This window comes from Microbacterium sp. NC79, assembly GCF_019061125.1.
Taxonomy (GTDB): domain Bacteria; phylum Actinomycetota; class Actinomycetes; order Actinomycetales; family Microbacteriaceae; genus Microbacterium.
The window spans coordinates 1,102,097-1,120,781 of record NZ_JAHQYI010000001.1 but is presented as its reverse complement, the minus strand read 5'-3'; the positions used below and the strand labels follow the sequence as shown (position 1 = coordinate 1,120,781).

The window sequence follows — 18,685 nt, the reverse complement described above, 5'->3', positions numbered from 1 at the left end:
TGCGTGCCTCACTGTGCGGGCGAAGCCTGCACCGGCAAGGTGCGGGGCTTCCAGGATTCTCGTTTCGCCTCGTAGGCGGCGATCTTGTCTTCGTTCCGGAGAGTCAGCCCGATGTCATCGAGTCCCTCCAGGAGCCTCCACCTAGTGTAATCGTCGATTTCAAATGAGACGCTGAGCGCGCCCACCGTGGCGGTACGCTCCTGGAGATTTACCGTCATTTCACAGCCAGGGTTGGCATCGATTTCTGCCCAGATCTTTTCCAGATCTGCCTCGGAGATGATGCCGGTCAGTAGGCCCTGCTTGCCCGAGTTTCCGCGGAAGATGTCGGCAAATCGCGGGCTCAGAACGACAGCGAACCCGAAGTCGCGCAACGCCCAGACGGCGTGCTCACGGCTGGAGCCGGTGCCGAAGTCAGGCCCCGCGACGAGAATCGACGCGCCCTGGAACTCGGGCTGGTTGAGCACGAACTCGGGGTCTTGGCGCCATCCGTGAAACAGGGCGTCTTCGAAGCCGGTCTTGGTGACACGCTTCAGGAAGACGGCCGGGATGATCTGGTCGGTGTCAACGTTGGAACGCTTCAGAGGAGCGGCGATTCCGGTGTGGGTTGTGAACTTTTCCATGTCTTACACCTCTGCCATCTCGGTGACGGTAGCTTCCAAATCGCTCGGGCTCGACAGCGTGCCGCGAATCGCGGTCGCTGCAGCGACAAGCGGCGAGACCAGGTGCGTGCGACCGCCCTTGCCCTGGCGTCCTTCAAAGTTTCGGTTCGACGTTGACGCACACCGCTCGCCGGGAGCCAACTGGTCGGGGTTCATACCGAGGCACATGGAGCAACCAGCAAATCGCCATTCCGCGCCGAACTCCTCGACGATCTTGTCGATACCTTCTGCTTCGGCTTCCAAACGCACGCGCGCGGAACCAGGAACCACCATGACGCGAACACCGTCGGCCTTCTTGTGGCCCTTGATGACCGACGCAAAAGCGCGCAGGTCTTCGATGCGGCTGTTCGTGCATGACCCCATGAATACGGCGTCGACGGCAACATCCTTCAGCTTGGTTCCGGGGGTCAGATCCATGTATTCGAGCGCGCGCTCAGCCGCGGCACGCTCGTTAGGGTCTGCGACGTCTGCGGGGTTCGGAACCACGTCAGACAGCGAGGCGCCCTGTCCGGGGTTGGTACCCCACGTCACGAACGGTTCCAGCATGTCGGCGTCGATGAAGACTTCAGCGTCAAAGGTGGCGCCTTCATCGGTGGGCAGCGTCTTCCAGTACGCGACCGCGTCGTCCCAGTCCTGCCCCTTGGGGGCGTGGTCGCGGCCCTCAAGGTAGTCGAAGGTGATCTGGTCGGGAGCGACCATGCCAGCTCGTGCACCGGCCTCAATCGACATGTTGCAGATCGTCATGCGGCCCTCCATGGAGAGCGCACGAATGGCGGAACCGCGGAACTCAAGCACGTAGCCCTGGCCACCACCGGTTCCGATCTTCGCGATCACCGCGAGGATGATGTCTTTCGCGGTAACGCCCGGCTTCAGCGCGCCTTCAACATTGATCGCCATCGTCTTGAACGGCTTCAGCGGAAGGGTCTGCGTCGCCATGACGTGCTCGACCTCGCTGGTTCCGATACCGAATGCCATGGCACCGAAAGCGCCGTGCGTTGACGTGTGCGAGTCGCCGCAGACGACCGTGATGCCCGGCATCGTGAGGCCAAGCTGCGGGCCAACGACGTGCACAATGCCCTGCTCCTTGTCGCCAAGCGAGTGCAGGCGCACGCCGAACTCGGCGGCGTTGCGACGCAACGTTTCGATCTGCGTGCGGCTGGTCAGGTCGGCAATCGGCTTGTCGATGTCGAGTGTCGGCGTGTTGTGGTCTTCGGTCGCGATCGTGAGATCAAGGCGACGAAGGGGGCGCCCCTCGGCGCGCAGGCCATCAAAGGCCTGCGGGCTCGTCACCTCGTGTACCAGGTGAAGGTCGATGTAGATCAGGTCAGGCTGACCTTCTTCACCCTTGACGACGAGGTGGTTGTCCCAGACCTTTTCGGCCAGAGTTTGGGGACGGGAAATGGCAGCGGTGCTCATGCAGATCTCCAAGAAACATTGTGTGTGGGCCGTAGCGAAACTCCGCGACGAGGAGGCCAGCAGAAACTAGGACTCGCCGCGGCGACTAAGAAGGAGGATCGCGCCACGCACACCGTCAGGCTACCACCGTTAGAAAGGGGTTTCGTGCGCGCCTTAACGTGCAGACACACGGCGAGAACGCGCCCGCGCCGTAACAGGAGTACATATGCCAGCGCGTACGACACCGGCAGTGTCAATCTGGTGTCGTCCTCATCGTTTCAAGGAGCACAATGACCGATCAGAAGATTCTCGGGTTTTCGACGCGCCAGGTACACGTCGGAACCACCGCAGCGCCCGCAACGCCGCGCGCCCTGCCCATTCATCTGACGGCTGGCTTCACGTTCGACAGTTTTGAAGAGGGCGTCGCCCATTTTGGCGAGGGCACGGGCTACGGCTACACGCGCACCGGCAACCCCACCATTGATGCTGTCGAGGAGAAGCTCGCCGCGTTGGAGAGCGGAACCAGAGCGCTGCTGGTCGGCAGCGGTCAGGCCGCGGTGTCGACGGCGATTCTTGCACTCGCCGGTGCCGGCGATCACATTGTCAGCTCAACGCACATCTATGAGGGATCGCGCGGGCTCTTCCTTGATCTCCTCCCCCGGCTCGGCATCAGCGTGACCTTCATTGATGACATTGCAGACCCAGAAGCGTGGCGTGCGGCAATTACCGACAACACTAAGGTGCTGTTCGGCGAATCTATTTCTAATGCCGCCAACCTGCTGTTTGATGTGGCGGCTGTCGCCGCGTTGGGCCGCGAGTACGGCATCCCGCTCGTGATCGACAATACGTTCGCAACGCCCTACCTGTTCCGCCCCTTGGAGCACGGCGCCGCGCTGTCCGTACACTCGACCAGCAAGTTCTTGTCTGGGCAGGGTTCGGTGATCGGCGGCGTGATCGTTGACGGCGGAACCTTTGATGCGGTCGTGCATGGCGCCCGCTTCCCGCACCTGGTGGCGAAGAGCCGCCTGGGTGGTGCGAGCTTCGCCGAGAAGTATGGCGCGAGCACATTCACCGGTTACGCAAAGGAGAGTGTTGCCCCGCGGCTCGGACCGACGCTCTCGCCCCTCAACGCGTTCTTGATCGGACAGGGTGTTGAGACGCTCAGCCTGCGCGTGCGGGAACAGTCGCGCCAAGCCCTCGTCATCGCGCAGTACTTGCAGCAGCACCCTGCCGTCGAGTCCGTGGACTACGTGGGCCTGCCAACGCACCCCTCTCACGAACTCGCGCAGACGCTGTTGCCCCGCGGGTATGGTTCCGTGTTCAGCTTCACGCTGCGCGGCGGACGTGACTCCGCCGCCCGTGTCGTCAACACCGTGCAGACCTTCACACATATGACGCATCTGGGTGATGTGCGCTCGCTCGTGTTGCACCCGGAGACGACATCGCACGCGTTTCGCACTCCCGAAGAGCGCGCCGAGGTCGGCGTCTACCCGGGAACCCTTCGCGTCTCGATCGGTTTGGAAGACCTCGACGACCTGATCGCCGACCTCGATCGGGTGCTGTAGCCGAAATGAAAGAAGGCCTCCTCTGCGCAGAGGAGGCCTTCTTTTGGTGAGGACTTATCGCTTCAGGAAGTCTTCGCCGTTATCTGTGTCAGCGTTGTTCGGGCTCACCGTTGATTCGTTGAGCTTCGATTCGCCAGCGGCCACGGCCGATGCTCCGGCGGCCGGCGTGACCGACGTCTTCGGCGCGCGGCGCTCGTCGCGACGCGAGGCGATGAGGCTCGCGATGGTCGCAACGATGAGCGATCCGAAGATCACCGTCAGCGACATCCACGTCTCCACTTCGGGAACGTTGAATCCTTCACCGTTGTTGAGGAACGGCAGGTCGTTGACGTGCAGCGCGTGCAGGATCAGCTTGACACCAATGAACGCCAGAATCACTGCGATACCGAGGTGCAGGTAGCGCAGCTTCTCGAGCATGCCGCCAAGCAGGAAATACAGCTGGCGCAGACCCATAAGCGCGAAGATGTTTGCCGTCAGCACGATGAAGAACTCGTGCGTGATGCCGAGGATTGCCGGAATCGAGTCAATCGCAAACATCAGGTCGGTGAGACCGATCGCAACGAAAACGACGAGCATCGGGGTAAAGAGCTTCTTGCCATCCACGACGGTGCGGAGTTTGGCGCCGTCGAACTCGTCGGTAATTTCAACGCGACGACGCAAGAAGGTGATGATCTTGCTTTCCTTGGCCTCTTCGTCGTCAGAACTGGTGTCGAAGGCCTGCTTGTATGCGGTCCACAGCAGGAAGGCGCCGAAGATGTAGAAGACCGGCGAGAACGCGTTGATGAGCGTCACACCGAGGAAAATGAAGCCGGCGCGAAGCACGAGCGCAATGATGATGCCGACCATGAGCACTTCTTGCTGCAGGCGGCGGGGCACGCGGAACTGGGTCATGATCAGCACAAAGACGAACAGGTTATCGATCGAGAGACTGTACTCGGTTGCCCAACCGGCAACGAAGAGTCCGGCCCAGTCCCATCCGGCGATGAGCCCGAGAACCGCCGCGAAGATCAACGCGAGCGTGACGTAAAAGACGACCCAGAGCGTTGATTCCTTCGCGGAAGGAACGTGGGGTCGCTTGATGATCAGCAGCAGGTCTGCCAGCAGAATAAGCGACAGAACGACCAGGGATCCGACTTCAAACCACAGTGGAATCGCGAACGCGCCTGCCTGCGCTGTGTCGTCACCTCCGCCAGCTGCGAGGACTGTCAGAGAATTTACGAGCACCATGAATGCCTTCCGGAAGATACGTCAAGGGATCGAAAGTCTCTCCCCCGCGTGACGCGGCGCACACCCGGAGCGATGCTCGTGATGACGAATGTGCATTGATGGGATACTCCCCTTCGCTCGACAAGACTACCGCCTCTGGGCCTGGGAACTCTGCACGCGTCGTACACAACGACCGAAAAGTTTCTGAGACGATCGCTTCAGAGCGCACACCAGATAGTGAGAGACAGCTCCGCGAGACAAGGAAAAGCTGTGGACACCACAACGACAGACGCCGACCTGGTCGCCCGGGCCGCAAGCGGAGGCGAATACGCCTTCCGCGAGCTGTACCAGCGCCATGTGCGGCCGGTCTACTGGATCGCGCACGGTCTATTGAAGAACGTTGCCGATGCCGAAGACATTGCCCAAGAAACGTTCGTCGTTGCCTGGAAGAAGCTCCCAGGGTTCGTGTTGGAAGGAGACTCACTGTTGCCGTGGCTTGCGACCATTTGCCGCTATCAAGCGTCAAACCGCCTGCGTTCGCGCCGGCGTGAACAAGCCCACCGCAGCGGTGAAGCGGATGAAATGACTCCGTCAACGATCAACGTCGAAGACCAGGTCATTAGCCGGGACTACGCCGAAACGATCCTGAAAGAGCTTGCCATCCTGACCGAACTGGATCGAGAAATCTTCCGGCTCTGCGCGACCGAAGGCTACGCATACGCCGCAGCCGCTGAGGAGCTCAAGGTGACATCAGGAACCGTCCGCAATCGCCTCTCCCGCATACGCACACGCCTGCGGACAGCTGTAAGTGAATCGGAAATCTCATGAACAAGGAAGCGACCCGAACCCCTATCGTTCTCCCAGAACTCAGCAACGACGCGATCGCTCGCATGGAAGACGGTGTCTTTCAGCGCATTAGCGAAGAGCGCACGGCATCTGTCGCTCGCGGCAAGCGCAAGCGTTCGCGCACGATCCTGTGGTCGGCAGCTGCCGCAACCGTTGTTGTGGCAGGCGCCGCCCTGGTTCCGTCTCTCTTGAATGTCGGCGGAACCAGCACGAGCGATTCCGCGGTCAGCGGCGTTCCTGACATGGCCGGCGGCGCGGCGGATCGCGACTCCGCGATGCCGGAAGCTGCGACCGCCGAAATGGGCGACGGCTCCGCCGCGTACGCCACCGACACCGGTATCGGCAAGACGGCATCGACCGCGATCGAACCGCAGGTCATTACGAGCGCGAGCATTTCGCTCACCGTTGCCGATATTGAGAAGGCTGTCGCTGATGTGACAACGGTGACGACGGCTCTGAGCGGTTATGTCGCGTCGCAAAACGTCGGTTCGAATGGCTACGGGTATGAGTTCGACCCGGCGAAGGCCTCGGCGCCAACGACGCCGACATATGGGTGGATCACGGTGCGGATTCCGGAAGCATCGGTCAACGACGCGTTGACTCAGCTGGAGGCGATCGGCACGGTCACTGCGACGACGATTGACCGATATGACGTGACGCAGCAGAGCGTTGATTTAAAGGCGCGCGTGTCGTCGCTTGAGGCCAGCGTTGCTCGGCTGGAAGAGCTGATGAAGCAGTCAGGGTCTGTAGGTGACTTGATCACCGCCGAGGCTGCCCTCAGCCAGCGTCAGGCCGAGCTGGAGTCACTCCAGCAGCAACTGGACTCGCTGACCGATCAGGTTGCAATGTCGACGATCTCGGTTGACCTTCGCGCAGAAAGTGCCCCGGTTGACGCCGACCCGAATGGTTTCGGCGACGGCCTGCTCGCCGGCTGGAACGGCCTCGTCGCTGCCTTCAACGGCATCATCATAGCCCTCGGCTTCGCACTCCCCTGGCTTGCCGTTCTCGGAGTCATCGGCCTCGTGATCTGGCTCGTCGTTCGGGCGCGTCGTTCGAGCCGTTCGAAGGCTCGTGCGTCACAGACGCCGGTCGGCGCCGACAACGAATAAAGACCGGGGTTCGCGCTGCCGGGACCAGTGCGAACCCCATTCCACCGGCCCTCTCGGAATCTCGCTCCGAGAGGGCCCCTTCTGTTGGCGCTGTCGCCCCGGCGCTGGTGGTTCCGCCTCGAGTCGACGCTGGTGGTTCTGTCTAGAGTCGGCGCGGTGGTTCCGTCTCACGCGATTACATGGTTCGGTCTCGCGTCCGCAGGCGGTGTGGTTCCGTCTCGCGCGTAGGCTGACGGTATGGCGATGAGGTATGCGACAGAAGCACGTAACGACGGTGACACGAGCCGCATCCTGGGTGGGATGGAAGTTGCCATTTCATCGCCGCTCGCATCGGACTTTGATGCCGCAACGACCAACCCCGAACAGCTGCTGGCGTTGGCCTGGGCCACGTGCCTGAACTCAACTGCGCAGGTCATCGTGGAACGAGCGACGCGCACCGCCGTGCGGGTCACTGCGGAGCTGCACGATCTCTTGCCCGACGTGGGTTACGTGTTTGAGGTCGACGCCTATCTGTCGGTTGAGGGCGCCGATGTTGCAGAAACGGAGCGAGTCCTCGCGGCCGCTCACGCGCGCTGTCCGGTGTCGAAGCTCCTCCGCTCCGCCGACACCGTACGCGTACACGCCGAACCTTACGCTGGCTAATCCCCACCGCGCTTCCAGACGTGACTAGTGCGGTTTCGGCGACTGCCTCCAGACATACACGGCCAATCTCTCCTGCCACTCCCGATTCCAGCTTTGCCCGAGTGATTCCAGTTATGCCCGAGCGATTCCAGTTATGCCTGAGTGATTCCAGTTATGCCTGAGCGACGTTCTCGATCGGGGCAAAAACGCGGCGTGTCGGGCCTGAAGACTGTTTCGGTCGTGCAGAACAGGGAATGTTCATGCACAACTGCGGAGGCTCAAGCCTAACTGGGAAGGCTCGCGCACAGCGCGGTTTTGCGCCCGGCTGATTTGGAACGCGGAACGCCCGGGTCGAGATGTCGGACAACACGGCCGAGCCAATCCACACGTTCTGCCGACAAGCCGACGTTTCTGCCGACAAGCCGACGTTTCGGCCCATAAGCCGAAGCCGTACAACCGTCCCCAGGCAACGCAAAAACCCCCGACTAAAGTCGAGGGTTTTTGGTGTTGTGACCCCAGCGGGATTCGAACCCGCGTTACCGCCGTGAGAGGGCGGCGTACTAGGCCGCTATACGATGGGGCCGTATGTGAGATTTCGAGGCTTTTTCGGCCTTCCGTCTCGCGACAACTATACGAGTATGGCATGGTTGCCACAGTCGCACAAAATCGACCTCTGATTTTACGTGCGCCGCGCGTGTCGGGCGCTTGCCTCCCGCGCAATGACGGGGTTTGATCGATATATGCGCATCACCAAATACGAGCACGCCACCGTCACGATTGATGAGGGTTCATCTCGGCTGGTGATCGACCCTGGCGGGTTCCTCACCTCCTTCACCGACTTCACGAACATCGCCGCCGTGGTGGTCACGCATGTGCACCCCGACCACTGTTCCCCTGCAAACCTGCAGCGCATCAGCGAGAGCAATCCCGATGTTCCGATCTACGGACCATCTGCCGTTGCCACCACGGTGCCTGGCGTCAACGTGATTGCCGTCTCCCCTGGCGACACCATCACGCACGGCGACTTCACACTCGAGTTCTTCGGCGGCACGCACGCGGTGATTCACGAGTCGATTCCAACGATCGGCAACGTCGGCGTGTTCGTCAACGACCAGTTTTACTACCCGGGTGATTCGTATGCGTTGCCAGGCGATCGCGATGTCATGGTGTTGGCTGCCCCGCTCGGCGCACCGTGGCTCAAGATCGGCGACGCCATGGACTTCGTCCTTGATGTCACACCGCAATATTGCTTCGGCACGCACGACATGACGCTCTCCGACATCGGCCGAGGCATGCACCACGACCGGCTTGATTGGGCGACCCAGCAGGGCGGCGGCCACTATCTGCCGCTCGCACCTGGCGAAGCCATCGACCTGTAATGGCCGATTCCCCCGCCGCAGACGTCGTCATCACCGAAGATCTCGTTCGCACGCTGTTGCGCAACGCGAATCTCGATGGCGCCGAAGACCCACTGGCTCTCGCCTTCGCCGGCTGGGACAACGAAATGTGGCGACTCGGAACCACGCGCGCCGTGCGACTGCCGCGTCGAGAAATCGCCGTCCCCCTGATCTCCCATGAGCAGTTGGTGTTGCCCCGCATCGCCAAGCTCCTGCGCCCAACCGGCGTGCAGGTTCCGGAACCACTTGCGGCTTTGCCTGCGTCGGAACCATTTGCGCGACCGTGGTCTGTGGTTCCATGGTTTGCTGGTTCCGCCGCCCTGCACCAGCCCCGCGCCGCTCGAACAGCATGGGCTGCGCACTTTGCCGAAGCACTCGCGCTCCTGCACGTGCCTGCTGACGACGATGCGCCGCTTAACCCGGTGCGCGGGCAGTCGTTGCAAACGCGCGACCAGGCGATGCGTGCGCGGATGGCCTCGGCATCGTTTCCGGCGGCGATTGCCCATGCGTGGGCGGATGCTCTCGCTGCCCCGGCATGGCCGCACGTGCCGGTGTGGGTGCACGGCGATCTGCATCCAGGCAATATCGTGGTCGGGAATGATCGCCTGGTCGCGCTCGTCGATTTTGGCGACGTGACCGCTGGCGACCCGGCTTATGACCTGGCGGCGGCGTGGATTGTGTTTGACGCCGACGGCCGCGAAGAGTTCATCAGGGCATCGCCGCACGTCGACGACGCGACCTGGGTGCGCGCACGCGGCTGGGCTGCGGCCATTGCGGTGACGCTCACTGTCGCCAGCGATGATCGCCCCGACTATGCCGCCCTGGCGACCGAAACGATCGGCGAAATCCTCATCGAGAAGCAGGCGCAGGACCCGTCGGCCACACCGTGAGATCGCCCTCGTGGTAGATCAGCATGAGGCCCCTGGCACCAGCGTCTTCGACCTCTTTGACCACGTCGGCCTCGACGGTAAAGCTTCGCACCGGAACGGTCAGGACGAGCGGCCACCCGGTGCGCGCGCACCCGAGGTAGTCCAACCCCTGGTCTTGGACGCGCATCAGGCAATCCTGCAGGAAGTCCGGATCGGAAATGACCAACATCGAAGCGTCAGGACCCTCAATGATGCGGGCTGAGGACGTGGTGGTCTCGGGTGCCATGACGCCGTCATCACGCAAAAACTCCATCAGCTCGTCGCGGGAGAGCTCGCGGGAGGCGTAGGTTGCGGCCGGATGCGGCTGTAGCGCCGAGATGGCAGCGGGAAGCAGCACGGCGAATGCCAGCGCGCCCGCGGCAAGCCCCACACCAAGCCACACGAGGCTGACCCGTTCTCGCATCCATCGGCGCATCAGTAGTGGCTCCGCTCGGTCGGCGCGGCATTCCACACGGAGAACTCGCGATCCTTCACAATAATGCGAAGAAATTCCAGGTCTGCGAAAGCCTGTGGCCGGGGAATATCCCTGAGCAACTCCAACGGATAATCCCACACGATGGGGCCGTATTCTTCTGCACACGTCTGTGCGAACGCTTCGCTGACTGCGTCTTCTTTGGGCCACAGATACGCGCACGTCATGCCGTTTGACTGCTCCACCACAATCATCGAGACGTCGGGCACCCCTTCTGCCTGCAGAATGGTGCCACCGTCGGCAGTCAAGGTACGAATCTCCTGCTCGGCGTACTCGCCCATCTCAGGCATCTGCTCCAACGTGATCGGCACGGCCGTGCCCGATACGAGAGGCCGTTGCTGGGTCACGAAATGCACGACACCCACGACGAGCCCTGCCAACGCGAATCCGACAGCCGCGGAGAGGATCTGTTTTCGATAGGAGCGCGGCTGTTGCGGAGCGCGCGCAGGTTGCTTGTCAGATACGCTCGCCACCACGGCACTGGGCGCCACCGCATCGCGCACTCGAGGCGGAACCACCTGCTCTGCGCGCATCAGCTCACCGAGCTCGGGGATCGCCGCGTATTGTTCATCGGCTCGCGAGGTCTCTTCCGCGACCAGTGCGAAAGCGCCCGATGCGGCTGTCTTTGACGCATCGGCGTGCGGGCCTGGCCGCGTCTGTGGCATCGATGACGGATCCGTCAGCCGCCCACCTGCGCCAGCAAATGGTTCCGGAACCACGGCACGCGATACCGACGCGGCTTCTGGAGCGGTGGTGGTCGCCATGTGCGCTCCGGCTGACGCCACTGAGGGCGCAACCGCCCCAGCCGCTGCCCGCCGGCGGCTGTCCAGCTGCGCGTAGCGTGCCGCGGCGGCCTCGTCGTGTTCTGCCCCCCGGGCAAAGAGTTGCCGAGCAAGGCGGCCAAGCTCGGCTTCTTCGTCGGGCCTCAACGCAGACATGCCCTCACCCTACTCATACCCGTCGCTCACAGGCGGGCAACGTCCCGGCATCCGTAGAATGGGTTCGGTGACTAGCGTGTGGACCGAGAACTCTCCCAACCTCGTGATTCACGGCGACAATCTCGAGCTGATTCGCACGCTGCCAGACGAGTCCTTCCAGCTGATTTACCTGGATCCGCCGTTCAACACAGGCAAGAAGCAGACCCGCACGAACGTGTCGTCTTTGCGGCACACCGGCGGCAGCCGCGTCGGATTTCGCGGATCGTCGTACACAAACGTGCGCAAGACCGTGTCGACATTCAACGACGATTTTGAGGACTATTGGGCGTTTCTCGAACCGCGGCTCGAAGAGGCGTGGCGACTGCTGGCGCCGACCGGAACGCTCTACCTGCACCTCGACTACCGCGAATCGCACTACGCGAAGGTGTTGCTCGACGCGCTCTTCGGTCGGGATTGCTTTCTCAACGAGATCATTTGGGCCTACGACTACGGCGCACGCACGAAGTCGAAGTGGCCGGCAAAGCACGACAACATTCTGGTGTACGTGAAAGATCCGAAGCGCTATCACTTCAACAGCGCTGAGGTCGATCGCGAGCCCTACATGGCGCCGACGCTCGTGAGCGCCGAGAACGCCGCCAACGGCAAGCTCCCGACGGATGTGTGGTGGCACACGATTGTCTCCCCCACCGGTCGCGAAAAGACCGGCTACGCAACGCAAAAGCCCGAGGGCGTGCTGCGCCGCATTGTGCAGGCATCAAGCAACCAGGGCGATTGGGTGCTCGACTTCTTTGCCGGCAGCGGAACCGTGGGTGCCGTTGCTGCGAAGCTGGGCCGCCGCTTCGTGCTGGTTGATAACAACGCGGAGGCCATTTCGGTGATGGCAAAGCGTCTCGGCGACGGGTCGGCTGCACCAATCGACTTTGTCGAGTACCCGGGCGGAGCCCAGCGCCGCGCGTAGGTGTCGTTCGGTGGCACTGTGGGTTACATGATGCAGCTGCGGGGCACCCATCTGCTCGACAGCAATTTGCTGATGGTGGGCGGCCGGCCACCGGCGGCCGGCTAAGGGGCCGTCGCGCGCGTCGCGGGTTACAGACTGCTGGCCACTGGTTGCGGACGGCAGGCGGCGCACCAGCCTCGCGGGTGATGAACAGAGCATGTCTCGAATCAATGCATTAGTACAAAGTTTCGAGAAAAATATTGCGCGACTAGTATATGTGTACTACAATGAGGGCATGACCAATCCACATCTCACCCCGCTTCTTGAGGCCGTCGCGTCTCTTGAGGTTGCGTGGGATGACGCTGACTGTGGGGCCGATCTGAGCCGCGAACAGTTGTTGGCTGCGAACGCGGCGATTAGCACCTTGCGACGCCGGCTCGACGGGTTGCACACGGAGGTCGCGGCGGGGATTGATCATGAGTCGCGACCCGAACTGGGGCCAGACAGCCTGTCGAAGCAGCAGGGGTTTCGCAATTCAGCGACTCTGATTGCCGCGACAACGGGCGGGTCGACGGGCGAAGCGGCCAAGTTGACGAAGCTCGGCAAAGCGACCGCACCACGCTCGAATCTGCTGGGCGAGCGGCTGCCTGCAAAGTATCCGGCCGTTGAAGCCGCAATCCATCGCGGCACGATCGCCGCCGATGCAGGCTCACTCATCGTCGGCCTCCTCGATCGGGTGCGACTGCACACGACTGTCGAGCGCGTAGCCGAGGCGGAGGCGCTCCTCGTAGAGCAGTCATCGGGGCTGACGCTCCACGAGGTGCGCAAGCTCGTAACTCACGCCGAAGCCTGGCTGAACCCTGACGGCGTCGAGCCGCGGGAAGAAGAAGCGCGAGCGAACCGCTCCCTCACAATGTACGAGCGCGACGGCTCACTGTTTATAAACTTCTGCACCGACGTCGCCTCGGGCACTCCGGTAAAGGCAGCCATCGACGCATGGGTGACGGCGACATTCCAAGCACGAACGAACGACGGCGATACTGCAGACGACACAGAAGCAGACCACCGCACCGTCGCGCAACTCCAAGCAGACGCCCTCACCGCAATCTGCGAGCACATCACCGGATGCGACAACAACGGCCTCCCGCTCACGGGCGCGACCGTCATTGTCCGCGTGAGCCTTGATGACCTCACCGCCGGCACCGGTGTCGCCACGATCGACGGCACCGACCAGCCCATCAGCATCAGCACCTGCAGGCAAATGGCCGCAAGCGGTGGAGTCATCCCCGCAGTCCTCGGATCCGACGGAGAGATCCTCGACTGGGGACGTGAAAAGCGACTCTTCACGAGGGCTCAACGCCTGGCCCTCGTTGAACGAGACGGCGGATGCGTCATGTGCGGACTCCCACCCCACATGACAAAAGCCCATCACATTAGATGGTGGCAGCGAGATACCGGGCCAACAGATCTCAGCAACGGCGTCCTGCTCTGCACGAGCTGCCACCATCGCATTCATGACAATGGCTGGAACATCCACGTCGACGGCACCAAACGCACATCGAAAGTGTGGATCATCCCACCCGCCACCGTCGACCCGGCACAAACCCCACGCCTCGGCGGCCGCGCCAGATACGACATCGCCGCCTAACAGCCCCTAGAGCAGTTCAGCACGCAGGGTCGCAGGAGATTTCGGCGACAACAGCGAGGGCGCCACGTCGAGCACCGTGACGGCGCCATGCTGACCCTGGGCGCTGAGACGGTAAACAGCGCGCGCGTACGTCACGAGCACACTCGCGGTGAACTCGGGGTTGCTCGCAAGTGTCAGCCCATACTCGACGACCTGCGAGGTTCCGTCACTCGTCTCACCACTGTGAACCACAACGCCACCGTGACGCATCGCGCTGTGATCGCGCGCCAGCTCATCGGCCGAGATGAAGTGCACGGTGGTGTCGTACTCGTCGAAGTAGTGCGGCATCGTGACGATCGCGCGCTCCACGTCGGCGGCGTCAGCACCATCAGCGAGCACCACAAAGCACTCACGGGTGTGCTTTTCGTTGGTGGCGAGCGTCGGGCGGGCGCCGCTGCGCACCGCGTCCATCGCGGCGTCGGAGGGAATCGTGTACTGCACAGCCCCCGCGACACCGGGAATGCGGCGCACCGCATCCGAGTGGCCCTGGCTGAGACCACGACCCCAGAACGTGTACGTTTCACCGTCAGGCAGCAGCGACTGCGCGTACAGACGGTTGATGGAGAACATTCCGGGGTCCCACCCGGCCGAAATCAACGCCGTCTTACCAGCGGCCTTCGCAGGCGCATCAACAGCGTCGAAGTACTCGGGAATACGTGCGTGCGTGTCAAAGCTGTCAACGGTGTTGAACAGCGCGGCAAGCGCTGGCCCTTGCTCAGGAAGGTCCGACTTGGAACCACCGCACAGAATCAGCACATCGATGTCGGCGGTGCGATCGGCGAGCGTGTCCATCGAAAAGACCGGCGTCGTCTCGCGCAACGGCGTGACCTGCGAGGGTTCTCGACGACTGAAGATTCCGACCAGACTCATGTCGGGGTTCTTCTCGATCGCGACTTCAACGCCGCGCCCCAAGTTGCCATAGCCAGCGATGCCGATTCGAATGTTTTCGCTCATGTTCTCATCCTGCCGCAAAGCAAAAGACCCGCGGAAATCCGCGGGTCTTTTCTACTTGCTGGGGTACCTGGACTCGAACCAAGAACAACGGAACCAGAAACCGCCGTGTTGCCAATTACACCATACCCCAAGGTTTTTGGTTGGTGTCTTACCAAGGAAATACATTACCCGAGATGCGGCCACCAACCAAACTGAGTGGAATCACGCGCGAGTCGCGAGCCCCTTCAGACGCGCCAAAGTGCGCTCCTTGCCGAGCAGTTCCATCGATTCAAACAGCGGCGGCGAAATGCGGCGTCCGCTGATCGCAACGCGCGGCGGACCATAAGCCACACGGGGCTTCAACTCGAGACCATCGATCAGCGCAGCCGACAGCGCAGCCTGAATGTTCGCTGCCGTGAAGTCACCAGCATCGACACCCTCAAGCGCAGCAGCGCTCGCCTCAAGCACGTCGACATAGTTTGCAGGCAGACCCTTGAGGGCATCCTCTGCGTAGTCAATCTCGTCGGTGAATAAGAAGCCCACGAGCCCCGGAACCTCACCGAGCAACTGCACGCGCTCCTGCACGAGCGGCGCGACAGCCGAAATCAGTTCACGCTGCTCAGCGGTCGGCTCGTTACCAATAACGCCAGCAGCCGTCAGGTACGACACCGTGCGCTCAGCGAAGTCTTCGACATCGAGCATGCGGATATGGTCACCGTTGATCGACTCGGCCTTCTTCTGGTCGAAGCGAGCCGGGTTCGGGTTGACATCGGCAATGTCGAAGGCCGCAACGAGCTCTTCCAGCGAGAAGATGTCGCGGTCGGGGCCAATCGACCAGCCGAGCAACGACAGGTAGTTCAGCAGACCCTCGTGGATGAAGCCCTTGTCGCGCTGCAGGAACAGGTCTGCCTGCGGGTCGCGCTTGGAAAGCTTCTTGTTGCCGGTCTCCCCCAGCACGAGCGGCATGTGGCCGAAGCGCGGCACAAACGTCGTCACACCAGCGTCGATCAGCGCACCGTACAGCGCGAGCTGACGAGCCGTCGACGGCATCAGGTCTTCACCGCGGATCACGTGCGTGATGCCCATGAGAGCGTCATCAACCGGGTTGGTGAACGTGTAGAGGGCGTGACCGCCCGCACGCACAATCACGAAGTCCGGGAAGGATCCGGCAGGGAACGTCACCTCGCCACGAATCAGGTCAACGTACGTGAAGTCCTGGTCAGGAACACGCAGGCGGTACGCGGGCTCACGGCCCTCAGCACGGAACGCCGCCTTCTGCTCCTCAGTAAGGTTGCGGTCGTAGTTGTCGTAACCGAGCTGCTTGGCGCGGCCTGCCGCCTCGTTACGTGCGTCGATTTCCTCGGCATTCGAGTACGACTCGTACACGGCGCCCGAAGCGATCAGCTTCTCCAGCACGCCTGCGTAGATGTCAGCGCGCTGCGACTGACGGTACGGCTCGTGCGGTCCGCCAACCTCAACACCCTCATCCCAGTCGATCTTGAGCCACGTCAGCGCGTCAACGAGCTGCCGATAACTTTCCTCGCTGTCACGCTGAGCGTCGGTGTCTTCGACACGGAAGATCAGCTTGCCCCCGGTGTGGCGCGCGTACGCCCAGTTGTAGAGCGCCGTGCGAACCATGCCGACGTGCGGCAGGCCGGTAGGCGACGGGCAGAACCGAACGCGAACGTCGGCTCCGGTGACGGTAGTGGTACGAGAATCAGGTGCGCTAGACATCGCGATCCATTTTACGCCTGTCTCGGCTGACTTTCTGCCTCTCCCCTGGCGCAAACGCCCGATAATGGCGCAAAGTGGAACCATCGGATCGAGGAGAAGCACCATGAGACGATTGGCTGGTACGACAGCAGCGGCGATCGGCGTGCTGATTCTTGCCGGATGTTCGCGACGTCAGGGCGGCATCGGAGCCGAGGGCCGCTATCTTGCAGTGACTACTTCTGGCGACGCAGGGCGAGCGGCGACAGTGCAATCACCGCAACCACGACGCCCATGGCAACAAGCGCGAGCCCGCGGTATTCCACGGCAGCCAGCACGAGACCGGCAAGCACCGCGCCGATGGCCGCGCACAGGCTCATCAGCGAGTCGCTGATGCCCTGACGCTTCGGACGCTTTGAGGTTTCGGTCACTTCCGTGAGGAGAGCGGAACCTGCCACGGTTGCCGCGCTCCACCCCAGTCCCAGCAGAATGAGCGCCGCCATCACGCCACCCTCACTGTGGCTACCGAAGAACGCAACGATGAGCGCGGCAGCGAGCAAAGCCTGACCGAGGAGAATGACGGGTACGCGGCCAACGCGGTCAGCCAAGATACCGAAAACCGGTGAAAGACCGTACATTCCCGCGACGTGCAGCGCGATCGTGATGCCGACGACGGTCGTCACATTCTCGGGCGACATATGCGCGAGATGCACCGGAGTCATCGCCATGACGCTCGCCATCACAGCGTGAGAGCCAGCCACAGCAAAGATGGCGTAGCGCGCAATGCGGGGCTGATCGACCGACACCTGGAGGCCCGCCTTGGCGGCACCGCTGGATTCCATCTGTTGGGCGAGCTTCAGTGGGTCTGGCCGCAGCGCAAGCAGATACAGCACAAATGCCAGCGCGGCAGCGACGAGGGAGAACACGTAGGCGCCGGTGTTTTTCGGCATACCCAGCACCGCACCGATCGCTTCACCCGGTGTCAGCAGCAACGGGCCAACAACGCCGCCCACGGTGGTGGCCCACACGACGACGGAGAGATCGCGTCCGCGACGCTTCGCTGAGGCAAGGTCGGTTGCGGCGAAGCGTGACTGCAGGTTGCCGGCGTTTCCTGCGCCAATCATCAAGATGCCGACGAGCAGAAGCGGGAAAACGCGAATCCCCGCTGCGGTAATCACCGTGGCGATGCCGACGAGGGCAAGCAGGTTGCCGAGTGTGAGCGCCATGCGGCGACCGCGCCTGGCTGCCATCCGAGCCAGCGGAATGGCACAGATCGCGGCGCCGAGCGTCACCGAAGCGGTTGCGAGCCCAGAGAACGCGTCGTTGCCGGAAATGTCTGCGGCGAGGAGCGCACCGAGCGAAACGGTGGCACCAAAGCCAACCCCGCTAAGCACCTGGCCCGTCGCGAGAATGCCGACGGTGCGGCGCTGGATGCGGGAAACATCAACAGCAAGCGCCGTGGTCATGCGGCGTCGCGTGCTGTGTTGCGCAGTGTGCCGAGGCCGCTGATGGCGACCTCAATCTTGTCGCCGGCGACGAACGGGCCAACCCCGGCAGGAGTTCCTGTCAGAATCACGTCACCGGGCAGCAACGTGAATGCTGCGGATGCGTGCGCAATGATCTCGGCAACCGAGAAAATCATGTCGCTCAGCGGGGCATCCTGCTTGACCTGGCCGTTCAGCGAGGTCGTGATGCGCGCCGTCTCCGGGTCAAAGTCAGTCTCGATCGCCGGCCCAAGCGGGCAGAACGTATCAAAACCCTTGGCGCGTGCCCACTGGCCGTCAGCAAACTGAAGGTCGCGAGCAGAAACATCGTTTCCGATCGTGTAGCCGAACACATAGTCGAGAGCATTGTCGGCTGAGACGTTTTTCGCGATGCGGCCGATCACGACCGCCAGCTCACCTTCGAACTCGGTGCGCTGGGATTGCTTGGGGCGCACGATCGCGTCGCCCGGGCCTACCACTGCGGTGTTCGGCTTCAAGAAAAGCAGCGGTTCCACCGGCGCTTCCATGGCAACCTCGGATGCATGATCGACGTAGTTGAGGCCGACGCACACCACCTTGGAGCGGGGAATGACTGGCGCCAGGAGCGCGGTGTCAGCGAGCGGAATCCGCTCCCCCGTAGTCTCGAATCCGGCGAACATCGGGTCACCGGCGAGCACCACGAGATCGGTTTCATCGACGATGCCGTACTTGATCGCGTCATTGTGGCTAAAGCGTGCAATCCTCACCACCCCAGCCTATCGCTCCGAGAAACGACGAAGACTCCGCACTTCTGTGCG

17 protein-coding genes and 2 tRNA genes are annotated in these 18,685 nt (G+C 62.4%); 8 read left to right on the top strand and 11 right to left on the bottom strand.

Annotation, left to right across the window (positions count from 1 at the left end; all coding sequences use genetic code 11):
• Window positions 1–8: 8 nt before the first annotated feature.
• Together leuD and leuC are read right to left on the bottom strand one after the other, a co-directional pair.
• On the bottom strand, window positions 9–620 hold the full coding sequence (gene leuD, locus KTJ77_RS04990; protein ID WP_217337370.1) for a 3-isopropylmalate dehydratase small subunit: 612 nt from the start codon (window positions 618–620) through the stop codon (window positions 9–11).
• Between the two features lie 3 nt (window positions 621–623).
• Window positions 624–2,075 carry a 3-isopropylmalate dehydratase large subunit gene (gene leuC, locus KTJ77_RS04985; protein WP_217337369.1) on the bottom strand — a complete coding sequence of 484 codons (1,452 nt, stop codon included), beginning with the start codon at window positions 2,073–2,075 and terminating at the stop codon, window positions 624–626.
• Window positions 2,076–2,344: 269 nt separating this feature from the next.
• Here leuC and KTJ77_RS04980 point away from each other — a divergent pair, with 269 nt between their 5' ends.
• Window positions 2,345–3,619 (top strand): O-acetylhomoserine aminocarboxypropyltransferase/cysteine synthase family protein, encoded by a 1,275-nt coding sequence (locus tag KTJ77_RS04980; protein WP_217337368.1) that lies wholly within the window; start codon window positions 2,345–2,347, stop codon window positions 3,617–3,619.
• 54 nt (window positions 3,620–3,673) lie between these two features.
• On the opposite strand, the gene KTJ77_RS04975 is transcribed toward KTJ77_RS04980, so the two are convergent.
• Window positions 3,674–4,771: a TerC family protein gene (locus KTJ77_RS04975; RefSeq protein WP_367948895.1), complete on the bottom strand. Its 1,098-nt coding sequence runs from the start codon at window positions 4,769–4,771 to the stop codon at window positions 3,674–3,676.
• Window positions 4,772–5,095: 324 nt separating this feature from the next.
• Between KTJ77_RS04975 and KTJ77_RS04970 the strand changes: the two genes are divergently transcribed.
• The 3 genes from KTJ77_RS04970 to KTJ77_RS04960 all read left to right on the top strand — a co-directional run bounded on the left by KTJ77_RS04970 (window position 5,096) and on the right by KTJ77_RS04960 (window position 7,422).
• The gene (locus KTJ77_RS04970) at window positions 5,096–5,653 is read left to right on the top strand and encodes a sigma-70 family RNA polymerase sigma factor (protein WP_217337366.1); all 558 of its coding nucleotides are present in this window, start codon (window positions 5,096–5,098) and stop codon (window positions 5,651–5,653) included.
• A complete protein-coding gene (locus tag KTJ77_RS04965; protein WP_217337365.1) occupies window positions 5,650–6,780 on the top strand; it encodes a DUF4349 domain-containing protein in 1,131 nt (376 codons plus the stop codon). Before KTJ77_RS04970 ends, KTJ77_RS04965 begins: the two co-directional genes overlap by 4 nt.
• Window positions 6,781–7,017: 237 nt before the next feature.
• Window positions 7,018–7,422 carry an OsmC family protein gene (locus tag KTJ77_RS04960; protein ID WP_217337364.1) on the top strand — a complete coding sequence of 135 codons (405 nt, stop codon included), beginning with the start codon at window positions 7,018–7,020 and terminating at the stop codon, window positions 7,420–7,422.
• A 489-nt stretch (window positions 7,423–7,911) separates the two neighbouring features.
• On the opposite strand, the gene KTJ77_RS04955 is transcribed toward KTJ77_RS04960, so the two are convergent.
• A tRNA-Glu gene (locus KTJ77_RS04955) sits at window positions 7,912–7,984 on the bottom strand.
• A 157-nt stretch (window positions 7,985–8,141) separates the two neighbouring features.
• Between KTJ77_RS04955 and KTJ77_RS04950 the strand changes: the two genes are divergently transcribed.
• Window positions 8,142–8,780, top strand: coding sequence for an MBL fold metallo-hydrolase (locus KTJ77_RS04950; RefSeq protein WP_217337363.1), 639 nt, complete (start codon window positions 8,142–8,144; stop codon window positions 8,778–8,780).
• Complete coding sequence (locus KTJ77_RS04945; protein WP_217337362.1) at window positions 8,780–9,688, top strand: phosphotransferase; 909 nt, start codon at window positions 8,780–8,782, stop codon at window positions 9,686–9,688. Before KTJ77_RS04950 ends, KTJ77_RS04945 begins: the two co-directional genes overlap by 1 nt.
• Here the strand turns inward: KTJ77_RS04945 and KTJ77_RS04940 are convergent.
• Complete coding sequence (locus tag KTJ77_RS04940; RefSeq protein ID WP_217337361.1) at window positions 9,648–10,142, bottom strand: hypothetical protein; 495 nt, start codon at window positions 10,140–10,142, stop codon at window positions 9,648–9,650. The genes KTJ77_RS04945 and KTJ77_RS04940 overlap by 41 nt on opposite strands.
• Window positions 10,142–11,137 carry a hypothetical protein gene (locus KTJ77_RS04935; RefSeq protein WP_217337360.1) on the bottom strand — a complete coding sequence of 332 codons (996 nt, stop codon included), beginning with the start codon at window positions 11,135–11,137 and terminating at the stop codon, window positions 10,142–10,144. The genes KTJ77_RS04940 and KTJ77_RS04935 overlap by 1 nt, the downstream gene beginning before the upstream one ends.
• A gap of 67 nt (window positions 11,138–11,204) precedes the next feature.
• Here KTJ77_RS04935 and KTJ77_RS04930 point away from each other — a divergent pair, with 67 nt between their 5' ends.
• Window positions 11,205–12,095 carry a site-specific DNA-methyltransferase gene (locus KTJ77_RS04930; RefSeq protein ID WP_367948836.1) on the top strand — a complete coding sequence of 297 codons (891 nt, stop codon included), beginning with the start codon at window positions 11,205–11,207 and terminating at the stop codon, window positions 12,093–12,095.
• 274 nt (window positions 12,096–12,369) lie between these two features.
• On the top strand, window positions 12,370–13,722 hold the full coding sequence (locus KTJ77_RS04925) for an HNH endonuclease signature motif containing protein (protein WP_217337358.1): 1,353 nt from the start codon (window positions 12,370–12,372) through the stop codon (window positions 13,720–13,722).
• A 6-nt stretch (window positions 13,723–13,728) separates the two neighbouring features.
• Here the strand turns inward: KTJ77_RS04925 and KTJ77_RS04920 are convergent, their stop codons facing one another.
• The 5 genes from KTJ77_RS04920 to KTJ77_RS04900 form a co-directional block, all read right to left on the bottom strand.
• On the bottom strand, window positions 13,729–14,715 hold the full coding sequence (locus KTJ77_RS04920) for a diaminopimelate dehydrogenase (protein ID WP_217337357.1): 987 nt from the start codon (window positions 14,713–14,715) through the stop codon (window positions 13,729–13,731).
• Between the two features lie 58 nt (window positions 14,716–14,773).
• Window positions 14,774–14,845: transfer RNA gene (locus KTJ77_RS04915), tRNA-Gln, on the bottom strand.
• 71 nt (window positions 14,846–14,916) lie between these two features.
• Complete coding sequence (gene gltX, locus KTJ77_RS04910; RefSeq protein WP_217337356.1) at window positions 14,917–16,428, bottom strand: glutamate--tRNA ligase; 1,512 nt, start codon at window positions 16,426–16,428, stop codon at window positions 14,917–14,919.
• Between the two features lie 212 nt (window positions 16,429–16,640).
• On the bottom strand, window positions 16,641–17,870 hold the full coding sequence (locus KTJ77_RS04905; protein WP_217337355.1) for an MFS transporter: 1,230 nt from the start codon (window positions 17,868–17,870) through the stop codon (window positions 16,641–16,643).
• The gene (locus KTJ77_RS04900) at window positions 17,867–18,634 is read right to left on the bottom strand and encodes a fumarylacetoacetate hydrolase family protein (protein WP_217337354.1); all 768 of its coding nucleotides are present in this window, start codon (window positions 18,632–18,634) and stop codon (window positions 17,867–17,869) included. Before KTJ77_RS04900 ends, KTJ77_RS04905 begins: the two co-directional genes overlap by 4 nt.
• Window positions 18,635–18,685 lie beyond the last annotated feature (51 nt).

Bases quoted from the DNA above. Each gene is read 5' to 3' on its own strand.
- leuD (WP_217337370.1), bottom strand. From the start codon at position 620: ATGGAAAAGTTCACAACCCACACCGGAATCGCCGCTCCTCTGAAGCGT.
- leuC (WP_217337369.1), bottom strand. From the start codon at position 2,075: ATGAGCACCGCTGCCATTTCCCGTCCCCAAACTCTGGCCGAAAAGGTC.
- KTJ77_RS04980 (WP_217337368.1), top strand. From the start codon at position 2,345: ATGACCGATCAGAAGATTCTCGGGTTTTCGACGCGCCAGGTACACGTC.
- KTJ77_RS04965 (WP_217337365.1), top strand. From the start codon at position 5,650: ATGAACAAGGAAGCGACCCGAACCCCTATCGTTCTCCCAGAACTCAGC.
- KTJ77_RS04960 (WP_217337364.1), top strand. From the start codon at position 7,018: ATGGCGATGAGGTATGCGACAGAAGCACGTAACGACGGTGACACGAGC.
- KTJ77_RS04950 (WP_217337363.1), top strand. From the start codon at position 8,142: ATGCGCATCACCAAATACGAGCACGCCACCGTCACGATTGATGAGGGT.
- KTJ77_RS04945 (WP_217337362.1), top strand. From the start codon at position 8,780: ATGGCCGATTCCCCCGCCGCAGACGTCGTCATCACCGAAGATCTCGTT.
- KTJ77_RS04940 (WP_217337361.1), bottom strand. From the start codon at position 10,142: ATGCGCCGATGGATGCGAGAACGGGTCAGCCTCGTGTGGCTTGGTGTG.
- KTJ77_RS04935 (WP_217337360.1), bottom strand. From the start codon at position 11,137: ATGTCTGCGTTGAGGCCCGACGAAGAAGCCGAGCTTGGCCGCCTTGCT.
- KTJ77_RS04925 (WP_217337358.1), top strand. From the start codon at position 12,370: ATGACCAATCCACATCTCACCCCGCTTCTTGAGGCCGTCGCGTCTCTT.
- KTJ77_RS04920 (WP_217337357.1), bottom strand. From the start codon at position 14,715: ATGAGCGAAAACATTCGAATCGGCATCGCTGGCTATGGCAACTTGGGG.
- gltX (WP_217337356.1), bottom strand. From the start codon at position 16,428: ATGTCTAGCGCACCTGATTCTCGTACCACTACCGTCACCGGAGCCGAC.
- KTJ77_RS04905 (WP_217337355.1), bottom strand. From the start codon at position 17,870: ATGACCACGGCGCTTGCTGTTGATGTTTCCCGCATCCAGCGCCGCACC.